This is a genomic window from Streptomyces sp. NPDC048507 (assembly GCF_043199995.1).
GTDB lineage: Bacteria > Actinomycetota > Actinomycetes > Streptomycetales > Streptomycetaceae > Streptomyces.
In genome coordinates, this window is sequence record NZ_JBICWZ010000006.1 from 170,496 (window position 1) to 185,827 (window position 15,332).

Sequence of the window (15,332 nt, forward strand, 5' to 3'; positions counted from 1 at the left end):
GCGTTCCTACGGCCTGCGGGCCGAGGTCACGCGGTAGACGTCGTAGACGCCCTCGACGCCCCGTACCGCCTTCAGGACGTGTCCCAGGTGCTTCGGGTCGCCCATCTCGAAGGTGAACCGGGAGGTGGCCACCCGGTCCCGGGAGGTCTGGACGGCCGCCGAGAGGATGTTCACGTGCTGGTCCGACAGGACCCGGGTGACGTCCGACAGCAGCCGGGACCGGTCCAGCGCCTCCACCTGGATGGCGACGAGGAAGACGGAGGACTGGGTGGGCGCCCACTCGACCTCCAGCATCCGTTCGGGCTGCTGCGAGAGCGAGTCCACGTTGACGCAGTCGGCCCGGTGAACCGATACGCCACTGCCGCGCGTCACGAAACCGATGATGGGGTCGCCCGGCACCGGGGTGCAGCAGCGGGCCAGCTTGACCCAGACGTCGTCCACGCCCTTGACCACCACGCCCGGATCGGCGTTGCTGCGCCGCTTGCTGCGCCCGCGCGCCGACGGAATGCTCTCCTCGATGTCCTCGCCCGCGGCCTCCTCGCCGCCGAGGGCCTGCACCAGCTTCTGCACGACGCCCTGCGCGGCCACGTGGCCCTCGCCGATCGCCGCGTACAGGGAGGAGATGTCGGGATAGCGCATCTCGTGCGCCAGGGTGACGAGGGAGTCGCCGGTCAGGATCCGCTGGATCGGCAGGTTCTGCTTGCGCATGGCCCGGGCGATGGCGTCCTTGCCGTGCTCGATGGCCTCGTCGCGGCGCTCCTTGGAGAACCAGGCCCGGATCTTGTTGCGGGCCCGCGGGGACTTCACGAAGCCGAGCCAGTCGCGGGACGGGCCCGCGCCCTCGGCCTTGGAGGTGAAGACCTCGACCAGGTCCCCGTTGTCGAGGGTCGATTCGAGCGGTACGAGCCGCCCGTTGACCCGCGCCCCTATCGTGCGGTGACCGACCTCGGTGTGGACCGCGTACGCGAAGTCCACGGAGGTCGCGCCCGCGGGCAGCGCGATGACGTCGCCCTTGGGGGTGAAGACGAAGACCTCGTTGCGGGAGAGGTCGAAGCGCAGCGAGTCGAGGAACTCGCCCGGATCCTCCGTCTCCTTCTGCCAGTCCAGGAGCTGGCGCAGCCAGGCCATGTCGTTGACGGTGTCCTGGCCGGCGCTGCCCTTGGCGGCCTGCGGAACGTCGGTGCGCACCTTGGAGGTGCCCGCCACGGTCTGCTGCTTGTACTTCCAGTGCGCGGCGATGCCGTACTCGGCGCGGCGGTGCATGTCGAAGGTGCGGATCTGGAGCTCGACCGGCTTGCCGCTGGGACCGATGACCGTCGTGTGCAGCGACTGGTACATGTTGAACTTGGGCATCGCGATGTAGTCCTTGAACCGGCCGGGGACCGGGTTCCAGCGCGCGTGCACGGTGCCGAGGGCCGCGTAGCAGTCCCGGACCGTGTCCACGAGGACGCGGATGCCCACCAGGTCGTAGATCTCCGCGAAGTCACGGCCGCGGACGATCATCTTCTGGTAGACGCTGTAGTAGTGCTTCGGGCGGCCGGTGACCGTGGCCTTGATCCGGGCGGCCCGCAGGTCCGTCTGCACCTCGTCGGTGACGACGGCCAGGTACTCGTCCCGCTTGGGGGCCCGCTCGGCGACGAGGCGCACGATCTCGTCGTACATCTTGGGGTAGAGGATCGCGAAGGCGAGGTCCTCCAGTTCCCACTTGATGGTGTTCATGCCGAGGCGGTGGGCCAGCGGCGCGTAGATCTCGAGGGTCTCGCGGGCCTTCTTCTCCTGCTTCTCCCGCTTGAGGTAGCGCATCGTGCGCATGTTGTGCAGCCGGTCCGCGAGCTTGATGACCAGGACGCGCGGGTCCTTCGCCATGGCGACGACCATCTTGCGCACGGTCTCGGCCTGCGCGGCCTCGCCGAACTTGACCCGGTCGAGCTTGGTCACGCCGTCGACGAGGAGGGCCACCGCGTCGCCGAAGTCGCGCCGGAGCTGCTCCAGGCCGTACTCGGTGTCCTCGACCGTGTCGTGCAGGAGGCCCGCCATCAGGGTGGCCGGGTCCATCCCCAGCTCGGCGAGGATGGTGGTCACCGCGAGCGGGTGGGTGATGTACGGGTCGCCGCTCTTGCGCTTCTGACCCCGGTGCCAGCGCTCGGCGACCTGGTAGGCCTGCTCGATCTGGCGCAGCGTCGCCGTCTCGATCTTCGGGTCGTTGCTGCGGACTATGCGGAGCAGGGGTTCCAGTACCGGGTTGTACGGGTTGGAACGCTGGACGCCGAGACGTGCCAGCCGGGCGCGCACCCGGTTGGAGGACCCGGCCTGCTTCGCCGGAGCGGGCTTGACCGGCGGGGCGGGCGGGGGCGTGGCCGCGGCCGCCGCGGCCGGGTCGGGCTGCGGGTCGGGCTGCGCGGCGGAGAGTGGCTGGACCTCGTCTGGCAAGAGCGCTCCTCACGGGGGTCCCCCCGGACGGTCGGGGGGAGGGTCCGGGGCCCCGGTCAGGTCCGGACAACCCATGGTAGCGAGGGTTGCGCCGGCCCGTTCTCCGCGGTCGCCCGCCGAGACGCGCCCCCGAGGCGTTTTCCAGCCACCGCGGGCCCCCGGGCGGACCCGCACGCGAAAGCGGCGGGCCCCGGGCGTTCCCCGGGACCCGCCGCTCGCGGTGAAGGCCGTCAGACCACGATCAGCGCGTCCAGCGGAGCGCCGTCGAGCGCGGGGGCCACCTTGGCCCGGCCCGGCAGGAAGGACAGCTCCATGAGGACCGCCACTCCGGCGACCTCGGCCCCGGCCCGCCGGATCAGCTCCAGCGACGCCTCGGCGGTGCCCCCGGTCGCCAGGACGTCGTCGATCACCATGACCTTGTCACCGGCCGCCAGGTCCTCCGCGTGGACCTCGATCTCCGCGGACCCGTACTCCAGGTCGTAGGACTGCGCCAGCGTGGCACCCGGCAGCTTGCCCGCCTTGCGTACGGGGATGAACCCGATGCCCGCCTGGACCGCGACCGGGGCCGCGAGGATGAACCCCCGCGCCTCCAGGCCGACGATCTTCGTGGCGCCGTACCGGGCGGCCAGCTCCACCAGCGCGTCCGTCAGCGCCGCGAAGGCCTTCGGGTCGGCCAGCAGCGGGGTGATGTCCTTGAACGTCACGCCCGGCTTCGGGTAGTCCGGGACGTCCCTGATCCGGGAGAGCAGCAGCTCGCGGACCTCGGGCGAACAGGCGGTGCTCAACGGCGCCGCCTCCCCTGACCGCCCTGGGACACGACCTGCGCGCCGTCCTCGCCGGCCTCGCGCTCACCGTCGGCCGGCTCCCCCTTGGCGGTGGCCGCCGCGCGCTTGGCGAGGACCCGCTTGGTGAGGGCCTTCATCGCCGGCTCGCGCTCCTTCAGGTCCACGACCAGCGGGGTCGCGATGAAGATCGAGGAGTAGGCACCGGCCGCGAGGCCGACGAACAGCGACAGCGAGATGTCGTTGAGCATGCCCGCGCCCAGGAAGCCGCCGCCGATGAACAGCAGGGCGCCGACCGGGAGCAGCGCCACGACCGTGGTGTTGATCGAGCGGACCAGGGTGCCGTTGATGCTGCGGTTGGCGACCTCGCTGAAGGTGTAGCGGGTCTGCTTGGTGATGTCCTTCGACCCCTCCTTGAGACCGTCGAAGACGACGACGGTGTCGTAGAGGGAGTAACCGAGGATCGTGAGCAGACCGATCACGGTGCCCGGGGTGACCTCGAAGCCGACCAGCGCGTAGACGCCGACCGTGATGGTGAGGTCGTGGATCAGCGCGATCAGCGCCGCGACCGCCATCCGCCACTCGAAGGCGATGGCCAGGTAGATCACGACGAGGACCATGAAGATCGCCAGGCCCGTCCAGGCCTTGTTCGCGATCTGCTCGCCCCAGCTCGGGCCGACCAGGTCGGTGTTGATCTCCTTCTCGGCGACCTTGAGGTCGGCGGCCAGCTGCTTCTTCACGGGAGCGGCGGAGTCGGTGTCCAGCCCGGAGATCTGGACGCGCATGCCGCCGGTGCCGAGCTGCTGGACGATCGCGTCGTGGCCGGAGGCCTTCTCCGCGTCCTCCGTCACCTTCGCGACGGAGACGGACGTCTTCGGGGTGGTGAAGACGGCACCGCCCTTGAACTCGATGCCCATGTTGAGGCCCTGAACGGCCAGGGCCACGATCGCCGTGATGGTGATCAGGATGGAAACGCCGTACCAGAGAAAGCGCTTGCCGACGAAGTCGTAGCCGACCTCACCGCGGTACAGCTTGGCGCCGAGATCTCCCAGCTTCGACATCTCTCACGCCTCCTTTGCGTCGACGGGGGCGGGGACGGGACCGCTGCGGCGGGACCGGCGCAGCGGCGGCTTGGCGCCGAGCCGCTTGGGGTCCAGTCCGGACCACGGGTGACCGCTGGAGAAGAACTTCGTGCGGGCGAGCAGCGTCATGACGGGCTTGGTGAAGAGGAACACCACGACCACGTCGAGCAGGGTGGTCAGACCCAGCGTGAACGCGAAGCCCTGGACCTTGCCGACGGTGACGATGAAGAGCACCGCGGCGGCGAGGAAGGACACGAAGTCGGAGACCAGGATCGTGCGCCGGGCCCGCGGCCAGGCGCGCTCGACGGCCGGACGCAGCGTGCGGCCCTCGCGGATCTCGTCCCGGATGCGCTCGAAGTACACGATGAACGAGTCCGCCGTGATGCCGATCGCGACGATCGCGCCGCAGACGGCGGGCAGGTTCAGCGCGAAGCCGATGCCCTTCCCGAGCAGCGCCATGATCGTGTAGGTCAGGACCGCCGACGCCATCAGGCTGACGATGGCGATGAAGGCGAGGCCCCGGTAGTACACCAGCAGGTAGATCACCACGAGGGCGAGGCCGATGGCACCGGCGATCAGGCCGGCCTTCAGCTGCTCGCCGCCGAGCGCGGCGGTGACGGTGGTGACGCTGTCCTCCTGGAAGGACAGCGGCAGGGCGCCGTACGAGAGCATGTTGCCCAGGTCCTGCGCGGACTGCTGGGTGAAGCCGCCGGAGATCTCGGCGTTGCCGCCGGTCAGCGCCTGGCTGACGGAGGGGTCGGAAATGACCTCGCCGTCGAGCACGATCGCGAACTGGTTCTGCGGGGACTGCTTGGTGGCCAGCTCCCCGGTGATCTTGGCGAACTTGTCGGCGCCCTTGTCGGTGAACTGCATGGTGACGATCCACTGACCGCGCTGCTGGTCGATGACGCCCTTGGCGTCCTTCACGTCCTGGCCGTTGACCTGGGCCGGACCCAGCACCCACTTGCCCCACTGGTCGCCGCGCTTGCCGCAGGCGAGCATCGGGTCCTCGGGCTTGGCGCCCTTCGAGGCGGCGGCGCGCTGGTCCTCCTTGGAGCAGTCCAGCGCGGCGAACTTCGCCTGCAGGTCGGCGACGGCGGGGTCCACCGGCGGCGTGCTCGGGGCGGGCGGCGCCGAGGGGGTGGCCTTGTCGTCTGCCTTCTTCGACTCGCTCGCCGAGGGCGAGGGAGTGGGGGTGCCCGGGGCCTTGAGGGCCTCGCTGAGCACACGGCCCTGGGAAGTGGCGCTGGACGACGGGGTGGCGCCTGCGGAGGGCTTCTGGCTGCCCTCGGCCTTCGGGGCGCCGGAACCGCTCGCGGAGGGGGTCGGGGACGTGCTCGGGTTCGGCTCGGGGGCCACCGGAGCGCCGTCGGCGAAGGCCAGCACGGGGCGGAAGTACAGCTGGGCGGTGGTACCGACCTGCTCGCGCGCCTGCTGCTCGTTCGTCCCCTTGGGGATGTTCACGATGATGTGGTCGCGGCCCTGGGTCTGGACCTCGGCCTCCGAGACGCCGAGACCGTTGACGCGGCGTTCGATGATGCCGACCGCCGTGTTCATGTTGGTCTCGTTGACCGCGTCGGGCTTGCCCGGTTCGCTCTTGGCCTTGAGCGTGATGCTCGTACCGCCCGCGAGGTCGATGCCCAGGCGGGGGGTCGTCTGCTTCGTGAGGAACATCCCCGCGGTGAGCGCCACCATCGCGATCAGGATGACGGCCAGGGCGCGCCCCGGCCTCCCCTGAGCCCCCGTGGGCCGCCGGCCCTTCTTCGGTGCTGCCACCTTGTCGTTTCTCCCTGTCCAACCGTCCCGCGCCGGGTCAGCGCGCGGACGGCCACGAAATGTGTGGTGGGGACCCCTGCCCCCCGCAGAAGTGGACTGCGGGGACCGCGACGGCCGCCGGTCAGGCGCCACCGCGGTCCCGGCCGGACGCTACTTGGCGCCGGCCTCGCCGTCGGTCTTGCCGTCCTTCGGCTCGTCGCCCTTGGGCTCGTCAGCCTTGCCCAGGTCGAGCTTGGGGGTCTCGTCCGCGTCGGCGTCCTTCGTCAGGTCCGTCTTCGGGGCGTCGGTGGCGGTCAGCGAGGAGGCGTCGTCCGGGACGACCGGAGTGTCGAGCGACAGGTCTTCGCCGGTGCCGTGGACGATGCGGTTGTACTCCTCGTCGTCGAGGACCGCGCCGATGGAGTTCTTGGCGTAGATCGCGTGGACGCCGGGAGCCACCTCGAGGGTGACGGTGTCCTCACCGATCTCCTTCACCGTGGCGTACATGCCGCCGATGGTGCGGACGCCGGTGCCGGGCGACATTTCGTTGCGCATCTGCGCGGCCGCCTGCTGCTTCTTCTTGGCGGAGCGGGTCATCAGGAACATCGCCCCGATGAGCACGATGAACGGGAGGAGTGTCACGAGATTCACGGGACGGAGATCCTTCGCACGACCGCACGGGAGACGGCCATTTTCTACGGGGGTGGGCACGCCGACCCGAAGGGTCGGCATCGGCGGAGTCTAGGCGAGTCAGCACCGATGGAACAACGCCCAGCATGGCACCGCAGTTCCTGGCCGGTCGAACCTCCGCGCCGTCAGGCCCCGAACAAGCCCTGTTGTCCGCTTGATCCGCCCGCGGCCTGCCGCGGGGGGACGAGCCCCAGGTGGGCCCATGCGGCGGGGGTGGCCACGCGCCCGCGCGGGGTGCGGGCCAGCAGGCCCTCCCGGACGAGGAAGGGCTCGGCCACCTCCTCGACGGTCTCGCGCTCCTCGCCGACGGCCACGGCCAGCGTGGACAGCCCGACGGGACCGCCGCCGAACAGCTTGAGCAGGGCCTCCAGGACGCCCCGGTCCAGCCGGTCGAGGCCGCGGGCGTCCACCTCGTAGACCTGGAGGGCGGTCGCGGCGACCTCGCGGGTGATCACCCCGTCGGCCCTGACCTGGGCGTAGTCGCGGACGCGGCGCAGGAGGCGGTTGGCGATGCGCGGGGTGCCGCGGGAGCGGCCGGCGATCTCGGCGGCTCCGGCGGTGTCGATCTCCACGTCGAGGAGCCTGGCGGAGCGGTGGATGACGCGTTCCAGCTCCTCGGGGGCGTAGAACTCCATGTGCCCGGTGAAACCGAAGCGGTCGCGCAGGGGCGGCGGCAGCAGGCCGGCCCGGGTGGTGGCACCGACGAGGGTGAAGGGCGGCAGTTCCAGCGGGATGGCGGTGGCGCCGGGGCCCTTGCCGACGATCACGTCGACGCGGAAGTCCTCCATCGCCATGTACAGCATCTCCTCGGCGGGCCGGGACATGCGGTGGATCTCGTCCAGGAAGAGGACCTCGCCCTCCTGGAGGGAGGAGAGGATCGCGGCCAGGTCCCCGGCGTGCTGGATGGCGGGGCCGGAGGTGATCCGGATGGGAGCGCCCATCTCCGCGGCGATGATCATGGAGAGGGTGGTCTTGCCGAGGCCGGGCGCACCGGAGAGCAGGACGTGGTCGGCGGTGGCTCCGCGCTGCTTCGCCGCCTTGAGGACGAGGTCGAGCTGCTGGCGGACCTTCTCCTGGCCGACGAACTCCCCGAGGTCCTTGGGGCGCAGGGCGGCCTCGACGGCGGTGTCCTCGCCGTCGGCGGCGGGCGCGACGAGCCGGTCCGGCTCGGCGGTGTCGGTCTCGTCGTCCCAGTTCACGGTGTCAGTCTGCCTTCTGTGTACGGATGTGGTCGCTCACGGGCCGCCCGCGGCCGGCCGCGGGCGCTCGCCGCCCCGCTCCCGGCCGCCGACGGGTCAGCGGGCGCGGTTGAGGCTCTGCAGGGCCGCGCGGAGCAGCTGCGGGACGGGGGCGGAGCCGCTTTCGGCGAGGGCCGCCTCGGCCTGCGGGGTGACGGCCGCGACGGCCTCCTCCGCGTCGCGGGGCGCGTACCCGAGGCCGATCAGCGCGGCCTGGAGCTGCTCGCTCCAGGGCGCGGGGCCGGTGGCGACGGCCCGCTGGGCGCCGACGAGGCCGCTCGTGCCGAGCGGGGTGCCGAGCTTGCCCTTCAGCTCCAGGAGGAGCTTCTGGGCGCCCTTCTTCCCGATGCCGGGCACCGCCGTCAGGGCCTTCTCGTCGCCCGTGGAGACCGCGAGCCGCAGTCCGTCGGGGCTGTGGGCGCCGAGCATCGCCTGGGCGAGCCGGGGGCCGACGCCGCTGGCGGTCTGGAGCAGCTCGAAGACCTGGCGCTCGTCGTCGTCGGCGAATCCGTAGAGCGTCAGCGAGTCCTCGCGCACGACCAGGGAGGTGGCGAGTTTCGCGTCCTGGCCGATCTTCAGGTGCGCGAGGGTGTTCGGCGTGCACTGCACGGCCATGCCCACTCCCCCGACCTCGATGACGGCCGTGGTGGGGGCGAGCGCGGCGACCTGTCCGCTGACGAAGGCGATCATCGGGTACGGCCTTTCGAGGCGTGCTGGGCGACCGCCTGCTGGAGGCGGCTCTGGGCGGGGGCCCGCCAGATGTGGCAGATGGCGAGGGCGAGGGCGTCGGCGGCATCGGCCGGCCTGGGCGGCTCCGCCAGTCTCAGCAGCCGGGTGACCATGGCGCCGACCTGGGCCTTGTCGGCGCGGCCGGTGCCGGTGACGGCGGCCTTGACCTCACTGGGGGTGTGCAGGGCGACCGGGATCCCGCGGCGCGCGGCGCACAGCATGGCGACGGCGCTGGCCTGGGCGGTGCCCATGACGGTGCTGACGTTGTGCTGGCTGAAGACCCGCTCCACGGCGACGACTTCGGGCCGGTGGGCGTCGAGCCATTCCTCGATCCCCCGCTCGATGGCGACGAGCCGGTGCCCGAGCTCCGCGTCCGCGGGGGTCCTTACGACGCCCACGCCGATCATGGTCAGCGGCCGCCCCGCGACGCCCTCGACCACGCCGACGCCGCACCGCGTCAGCCCCGGGTCCACACCGAGTACGCGCACCCGCCCCCCATCCCTCGACACCTGTCCGTGCAGGTTATCGGGTGGCACTGACAGAGCGACGGGCCGACGGGGTGTGTCCCCCGCCGGCCCGTCGCCCTCGTGTGACGCTCAGGCGTCGACCTTCTCCATGACCTCGTCCGAGACGTCGAAGTTGGCGAAGACGTTCTGCACGTCGTCGCTGTCCTCCAGCGCGTCGATCAGCTTGAAGATCTTGCGCGCGCCGTCCTCGTCCAGCTCGACCTGCATGGTCGGCAGGAAGTTCGAGTCGGCCGAGTCGTAGTCGATGCCGGCGCTCTGGAGCGCGGTGCGGACCGCGACCATGTCCGTGGCCTCGCTGATGATCTCGAAGCTCTCGCCGAGGTCGTTGACCTCTTCGGCGCCCGCGTCGAGGACCGTCTCCAGCACGTCGTCCTCGGACAGCTCGCCCTTGGGCAGCAGGACGACGCCCTTGCGGTTGAACAGGTACGAGACCGAGCCCGGGTCGGCCATCGAGCCGCCGTTGCGGGTCATGGCGACGCGCACGTCGGAGGCGGCACGGTTGCGGTTGTCGGTGAGGCACTCGATGAGCACCGCGACGCCGTTGGGACCGTAGCCCTCGTACATGATCGTCTCGTAGTCGGCGCCGCCGGCCTCGAGGCCGCCGCCGCGCTTGACCGCGGAGTCGATGTTCTTGTTCGGGACCGAGCTCTTCTTGGCCTTCTGGATGGCGTCGAAGAGGGTCGGGTTGCCATCGATGTCGGCGCCGCCCATCCGGGCCGCGACCTCGATGTTCTTGATCAGCTTCGCGAAGAGCTTGCCGCGCTTGGCGTCAACCACGGCCTTCTTGTGCTTCGTCGTAGCCCATTTAGAGTGGCCGGACATCTGCCTGTCTCCTTCGCGTCACCAACAATGTTCGCCTCAGATCCTACCGGGACGCCCTTACAGCCCTGCGCGCACCATGTCGACGAAGTACGCGTGGACGCGATCGTCACCGGTCAGTTCGGGGTGGAACGAGGTGGCGAGGACGTTCCCCTGGCGCACGGCGACGGTGTGGCCGTCGTACGTGGCCAGCACCTGGGCCGCGGCGCCGACCGACTCGACCCACGGGGCGCGGATGAAGACGCCCTCGACGGGGCCGTCCGCGATGCCGGCGAAGTCGACCTTCGCCTCGAAGGACTCGTTCTGACGGCCGAAGGCGTTGCGGCGCACGATCATGTCGATGCCGCCCAGCGTCTCCTGGTCCTCGCGGCCGTCGAGCAGCTTGTCGGCGAGCATGATCATGCCGGCGCAGGTGCCGTACACGGGCATGCCGGCCCGCACGCGCTCGCGCAGTGGCTCCAGCATGCCGAACAGGACGGCGAGCTTCGACATGGTCGTGGACTCGCCGCCGGGGATCACGAGGGCGTCGACCTCGGCGAGCTCATCGGGGCGCCGGACCGGCCTGGCCACGGCGTCCGCCGCGGCCAGGGCGATCAGGTGCTCCCGTACGTCGCCCTGGAGGGCGAGTACCCCGATGACGGGGTTCACGGGGGTGGTCATGTGGTGACTACCAGCCGCGGTTGGCGTAGCGCTCGGCCTCGGGCAGCGTGTCGCAGTTGATGCCGACCATGGCCTCGCCCAGGTTGCGGGAGGCGTCCGCGATGATCTTCGGGTCGTCGTAGAAGGTGGTGGCCTTCACGATCGCGGCGGCGCGCTTGGCCGGGTCGCCGGACTTGAAGATGCCGGAGCCGACGAAGACGCCCTCGGCGCCGAGCTGGCGCATGAGCGCGGCGTCGGCGGGGGTGGCCACACCACCGGCGGAGAACAGCACGACCGGGAGCTTGCCGAGCTCGGCGACCTCCTTGACCAGCTCGTACGGGGCGCGCAGCTCCTTGGCGGCGGCGAACAGCTCGTTGTTGTCGTAGCCGCGCAGGCGGGCGATCTCGTTCTTGATCTGGCGCAGGTGGCGGACGGCCTCGACGACGTTGCCGGTGCCGGCCTCGCCCTTGGAGCGGATCATGGCCGCGCCCTCGGCGATGCGGCGCAGGGCCTCGCCCAGGTTGGTGGCGCCACAGACGAAGGGGGTGGTGAACGCCCACTTGTCGGAGTGGTTGACCTCGTCGGCCGGGGTCAGGACCTCGGACTCGTCGATGTAGTCGACGCCGAGGGACTGCAGGACCTGCGCCTCGACGAAGTGGCCGATGCGGGACTTGGCCATGACCGGGATGGAGACGGCCTCGATGATCTCTTCGATCATGTTGGGGTCGGACATGCGGGCCACGCCGCCGTCCTTGCGGATGTCCGCGGGGACCCGCTCCAGGGCCATGACGGCCACGGCGCCGGCGTCCTCGGCGATCTTCGCCTGCTCGGCGTTGACCACGTCCATGATCACGCCGCCCTTGAGCTGCTCGGCCATGCCGCGCTTGACGCGGGAGGTGCCGATGGCCGACTCAGCGGACTGGGAAGAGGTGGGAAGCGTGCTCACGGGTTGACCTCACTCGAAGGGAACTCGAACGGAAGACGGGGTCCTACGGAACTGAGAAAACCCCACCGACCAGTCCACTGCAAGGGCCAATGTGGAGCCGGTGGCCCCTCGACTTGTCCCCGGCGGCCCTTGGCGGACCCGTGGGCGCCTATGCGGGGCGGTCGGCCAGGTCCACCGGAGGCTCATCGTCCATTTCGAAGGCGAGGGGGAAGGGGGCGTGCCCGGCCAGCCGGAACCAGCGCACCTTGCGGTGGCGGCGCAGCGCGCGGGCCGCCCGTACCGCGTCGTTGAGGAAGCGCCGCGCCATCGGCACCCGGCGCACCGCGGCCGCCAGCTCCTCGGCGGCCGCCTCGCCACCGGGGGCCGCCTTCAGCACCTCGACCTGGTCGGCGTCGGCGAACACCGCGCGCAGGGCCTGGCTGAGCTCGCTCTCGGCGACCTCCCGGTGCTCCTCCTCGGCCTGCCGGGCCGCGTGGGCGGCCTCGTAGAGCACGAGCGAGGAGGCGGGGTCGAGCGCCCCGGAGGCGGCCACCTCCACCACCACGGAGGCCCGCCGCACGAGCTGCGCGTCGAGGGCGGCCCGGGCGGCGTCCATCCGCGCGTGCAACCGGTCCAGCCGCCCGGCGGTCCAGCTGAGATAGACCCCGACGACACCGAGCGCCACCGCGATCCAGACAAGATTTTCGATCACGGGCCGCGACACTACCCGCTACGGCGGGCGGTGCGCTCAGCCGTCCCGGGAGAAGCCGAGGCGGGTGCGGAGGGGGACGCGTTCGTCGGTGGCCACCGCGGCCGCGCCGTCGGTGACCGTCTCGTAGACGGCCAGGATGTCCGCGCCGACCGTCGACCAGTCGAAGCGGCGTACGTGCGCCGAGCCGCGGGCGCTCAGTGCCGCCCGCCGCTGCGGGTCGCGCAGCAGGGCCACGGCGGCCGTCGTCAGGGAGGCCGCGTCCTCGTTGGCGAACAGTTCCCCCGCCGTGCCCTGGTCCAGGACCTGGGCGAAGGCGTCGAGGTCCGAGGCCAGTACGGCCGCCCCGGCGGACAGCGCCTCGACCAGGATGATCCCGAAGCTCTCGCCGCCGGTGTTGGGGGCGACGTAGACGTCCACGCTGCGCAGCAGGCGCGCCTTGTCCTCGTCGGAGACCATGCCGAGGAACTCCACCCGGGAGCGCAGCTCCGCGGGCAGGGAGGCGACCGCCTCCTCCTCGTCGCCGCGGCCCGCGACGAGCAGCCGGACGTCCGGGCACTGCTCCACGATGCCCGGGAAGGCGGCCATCAGCACCGGCAGGCCCTTGCGGGGTTCGTCGATGCGGCCGATGAAGCCGAGGGTCTGTCCGGACCAGTCGGGATTCGGGTCGGCCTTCGCGAAGAAGTCGACGTCGACGCCGTTGGGGATGACCACGGCGTCTCCGCCGAGGTGTTCCACCAGCGTGCGCCGGGCGTACTCGCTCACCGCGATCCGCGCGCTGATCTTCTCCAGCGCCGGCTGGAGGATCGGGTACGCGGCGATCATCGCCCGCGAACGGGGGTTCGAGGTGTGGAACGTGGCCACGATCGGGCCCTGCGCCGCCCAGCAGGACAGCAGCCCCAGGGAGGGCGAGGCCGGCTCGTGGATGTGGATCACGTCGAAGACCCCGTCGTGCAGCCAGCGCCGGACGCGGGCCGCCGAGAGGAAGCCGAAGTTCAGCCGGGCGACCGACCCGTTGTACGGCACCGGCACCGCCCGTCCCGCCGAGACCACGTAGGGCGGCAGCGGGGTCTCGTCGTCGGCCGGGGCGAGCACCGACACCTCGTGGCCCAGGCGGATCAGGTGTTCCGCCAGGTCACGGATGTGGAACTGGACGCCGCCCGGCACGTCCCACGAGTACGGGCACACGATGCCGATCTTCACTACGGGCGCTCCTCCAAGTCGTCCAGCCACAGCCGCTGCAGCATGTGCCAGTCCTGCGGGTGCTCGGCGATCCCCCAGGCGAAGGCGTCCGCCACGGCCTGGGTCATGGCGGCGGTCTTCTCGGCCCGCGTCCCGGCCGCGGGCACCGCCACCTCGGGGTGGATCCGGCCGTACATCTTCGGCGCGTCCCCGTAGTGCAGGGTCGCCGGGAGCAGCACCGCGCCCGTCTGCTGGGCCAGCAGGGCGGGCCCGGCGGGCATGCGGGCGGCGGCCTCGAAGAAGTCCACCTCGACCCCCGAGGCGGACAGGTCCCGGTCCGCGACGAGGCAGACCAGGCCGCCGGAGCGCAGCCGGCGGGCGAGGGTGCCGAAGGCGGCGCCGCCGTTGTGGGGCAGCACCTCCATGCCGAGGCTCTCGCGGTAGGCGACGAAGCGGTCGTAGAGCGTCTCGGGCTTGAGCCGCTCCGCGACCGTGGTGAAGGGAACCCCTATGTGGCCGATGGCCCAGGCCCCGGCGAGGTCCCAGTTGGCCAGGTGCGGCAGGGCGACGACGACCCCGCGCCCGGTGGCGAGGGCCTCGCGCAGCAGGTGCTCGTCCTGGAACTCGACGTCCACGGAGAACCGCCCCGGGTCCATCGTGGGCAGCCGGAAGGACTCCATCCAGTAGCGCATGTACGAGCGCATGCCCGCGTGCGACAGCTCCCGCAGCCGCTCGGGGGTGGCGTCCGGCACCACCCGCGCCAGGTTCGACTCCAGCCGCAGCACGCTCTTGCCGCGCCGCTTCCAGACCACGTCGGCGATCTTGCGGCCGAGGGCCACGGCCGCCGGCTCGGGGAGCTTCTTCACGCCCGCCCAGCCGAGCCCGTAGAGGCCGTCGACCAGCTTGTCCCGCGCCGAGCCCATCAGCCGGCCCCGCCCTCGGAGGCGGCGGCAGCGGCGTCGGCCTCGGCCGCCTCGCGGCGTACGGTGACCACCCGCTGGATCAGGGTGACGAGCGAGCCCGCCGCCACGACCCACAGCGCGACGGGCAGCAGCACGCCGATCCACGACGGGACGCCGAAGGTCTGCAGCCCGGACAGGCCGGCCGCGACCAGCGAGATCACCAGCCGCTCGGCGCGCTCGATGAGCCCGTTGACGGCGACCGGCAGCCCGATCGACTCGCCGCGTGCCTTGGTGTACGAGACCACCTGGCCGCTGGCCAGGCAGAAGATCGCCACCGCGCACAGCACGTTGTCGTGTCCGTTGCCCGCGTACCAGAGCGCGAGGCCGCCGAAGATCGCCGCGTCGGCCACCCGGTCGAGGGTCGAGTCGAGGAACGCGCCCCACCGGCTGGAGACCCCGGCCTGGCGGGCCATGTTGCCGTCCACCAGGTCGGAGAAGACGAAGAGGGTGATCGTGATCGTGCCCCAGAAGAACTCGCCCCGGGGGAAGAAGACCAGCGCTCCGGCCATCACCCCGGCGGTGCCGATGAGGGTGACGGCGTCCGGGCTCACCCCCCGACGGAGGAGAAACGCGGCGAACGGCGTGAGAACACGCGTGAAGAATGCACGCGCGTACTTGTTCAGCATGGCCTTCCCGGAGGGTCGCTGGGCCGCACGGCCACCACGGCCACCGGCTGGCCCATCGTAGCCAGCGCCCCGGGCCCGTCACGCCGCGCACCCACCGGTTCGCGCCGCGCAATCCGCTCGTCCCGCCACCGTCGTGCTCCGGACAGCCGCGGGTACGACGTATGGACGCAGTGTGACACCGGTGCAAAGCTCGAAGAACCCCGATCTCCCTCCTCACCGCGACACCAGGAGGCACGA

15 protein-coding genes are annotated in these 15,332 nt (G+C 71.3%); all 15 read right to left on the bottom strand.

Annotated elements, in window-relative coordinates; translation table 11 throughout:
• Window positions 1-6: 6 nt before the first annotated feature.
• Entirely contained in the window at window positions 7-2,430 is a 2,424-nt protein-coding gene (locus ACGFXC_RS18745; protein ID WP_393714082.1) for a RelA/SpoT family protein, read from the bottom strand.
• Between the two features lie 230 nt (window positions 2,431-2,660).
• Window positions 2,661-3,215: an adenine phosphoribosyltransferase gene (locus ACGFXC_RS18750; protein WP_393714084.1), complete on the bottom strand. Its 555-nt coding sequence runs from the start codon at window positions 3,213-3,215 to the stop codon at window positions 2,661-2,663.
• Window positions 3,212-4,273: a protein translocase subunit SecF gene (gene secF / locus ACGFXC_RS18755; RefSeq protein ID WP_393714086.1), complete on the bottom strand. Its 1,062-nt coding sequence runs from the start codon at window positions 4,271-4,273 to the stop codon at window positions 3,212-3,214. The genes ACGFXC_RS18750 and secF overlap by 4 nt, the downstream gene beginning before the upstream one ends.
• Window positions 4,274-4,276: 3 nt before the next feature.
• Entirely contained in the window at window positions 4,277-6,070 is a 1,794-nt protein-coding gene (gene secD / locus ACGFXC_RS18760; protein ID WP_393714088.1) for a protein translocase subunit SecD, read from the bottom strand.
• A gap of 150 nt (window positions 6,071-6,220) precedes the next feature.
• Window positions 6,221-6,700 carry a preprotein translocase subunit YajC gene (gene yajC / locus ACGFXC_RS18765; RefSeq protein ID WP_393714090.1) on the bottom strand — a complete coding sequence of 160 codons (480 nt, stop codon included), beginning with the start codon at window positions 6,698-6,700 and terminating at the stop codon, window positions 6,221-6,223.
• Window positions 6,701-6,864: 164 nt separating this feature from the next.
• The gene (gene ruvB / locus ACGFXC_RS18770) at window positions 6,865-7,938 is read right to left on the bottom strand and encodes a Holliday junction branch migration DNA helicase RuvB (protein ID WP_393714092.1); all 1,074 of its coding nucleotides are present in this window, start codon (window positions 7,936-7,938) and stop codon (window positions 6,865-6,867) included.
• A 96-nt stretch (window positions 7,939-8,034) separates the two neighbouring features.
• Window positions 8,035-8,667, bottom strand: a complete 633-nt coding sequence (gene ruvA / locus ACGFXC_RS18775) for a Holliday junction branch migration protein RuvA (RefSeq protein ID WP_393714093.1) — start codon at window positions 8,665-8,667, stop codon at window positions 8,035-8,037.
• Entirely contained in the window at window positions 8,664-9,194 is a 531-nt protein-coding gene (gene ruvC, locus ACGFXC_RS18780; protein ID WP_393714095.1) for a crossover junction endodeoxyribonuclease RuvC, read from the bottom strand. The genes ruvA and ruvC overlap by 4 nt, the downstream gene beginning before the upstream one ends.
• 108 nt (window positions 9,195-9,302) lie before the next feature.
• The gene (locus ACGFXC_RS18785; protein WP_393714097.1) at window positions 9,303-10,055 is read right to left on the bottom strand and encodes a YebC/PmpR family DNA-binding transcriptional regulator; all 753 of its coding nucleotides are present in this window, start codon (window positions 10,053-10,055) and stop codon (window positions 9,303-9,305) included.
• 57 nt (window positions 10,056-10,112) lie between these two features.
• Window positions 10,113-10,712, bottom strand: coding sequence for a pyridoxal 5'-phosphate synthase glutaminase subunit PdxT (gene pdxT, locus ACGFXC_RS18790; protein ID WP_393714099.1), 600 nt, complete (start codon window positions 10,710-10,712; stop codon window positions 10,113-10,115).
• 7 nt (window positions 10,713-10,719) lie between these two features.
• Complete coding sequence (pdxS, locus tag ACGFXC_RS18795; protein ID WP_266837977.1) at window positions 10,720-11,637, bottom strand: pyridoxal 5'-phosphate synthase lyase subunit PdxS; 918 nt, start codon at window positions 11,635-11,637, stop codon at window positions 10,720-10,722.
• 148 nt (window positions 11,638-11,785) lie between these two features.
• Complete coding sequence (locus tag ACGFXC_RS18800; protein ID WP_351821106.1) at window positions 11,786-12,328, bottom strand: hypothetical protein; 543 nt, start codon at window positions 12,326-12,328, stop codon at window positions 11,786-11,788.
• A gap of 36 nt (window positions 12,329-12,364) precedes the next feature.
• Window positions 12,365-13,528, bottom strand: coding sequence for a glycosyltransferase family 4 protein (locus ACGFXC_RS18805; RefSeq protein ID WP_393714101.1), 1,164 nt, complete (start codon window positions 13,526-13,528; stop codon window positions 12,365-12,367).
• Window positions 13,528-14,430 carry a phosphatidylinositol mannoside acyltransferase gene (locus ACGFXC_RS18810; RefSeq protein ID WP_393714103.1) on the bottom strand — a complete coding sequence of 301 codons (903 nt, stop codon included), beginning with the start codon at window positions 14,428-14,430 and terminating at the stop codon, window positions 13,528-13,530. The genes ACGFXC_RS18805 and ACGFXC_RS18810 overlap by 1 nt, the downstream gene beginning before the upstream one ends.
• The gene (pgsA, locus tag ACGFXC_RS18815; RefSeq protein WP_393714105.1) at window positions 14,430-15,095 is read right to left on the bottom strand and encodes a phosphatidylinositol phosphate synthase; all 666 of its coding nucleotides are present in this window, start codon (window positions 15,093-15,095) and stop codon (window positions 14,430-14,432) included. Before pgsA ends, ACGFXC_RS18810 begins: the two co-directional genes overlap by 1 nt.
• Between the last annotated feature and the right edge of the window lie 237 nt (window positions 15,096-15,332).

What these genes read in the sequence shown, in the direction of transcription:
- secF (WP_393714086.1), bottom strand. Translation starts at nt 4,273, where the DNA reads ATGTCGAAGCTGGGAGATCTCGGCGCCAAGCTGTACCGCGGTGAGGTC.
- ruvA (WP_393714093.1), bottom strand. Translation starts at nt 8,667, where the DNA reads ATGATCGCCTTCGTCAGCGGACAGGTCGCCGCGCTCGCCCCCACCACG.
- ACGFXC_RS18785 (WP_393714097.1), bottom strand. Translation starts at nt 10,055, where the DNA reads ATGTCCGGCCACTCTAAATGGGCTACGACGAAGCACAAGAAGGCCGTG.
- pdxT (WP_393714099.1), bottom strand. Translation starts at nt 10,712, where the DNA reads ATGACCACCCCCGTGAACCCCGTCATCGGGGTACTCGCCCTCCAGGGC.
- ACGFXC_RS18810 (WP_393714103.1), bottom strand. Translation starts at nt 14,430, where the DNA reads ATGGGCTCGGCGCGGGACAAGCTGGTCGACGGCCTCTACGGGCTCGGC.
- pgsA (WP_393714105.1), bottom strand. Translation starts at nt 15,095, where the DNA reads ATGCTGAACAAGTACGCGCGTGCATTCTTCACGCGTGTTCTCACGCCG.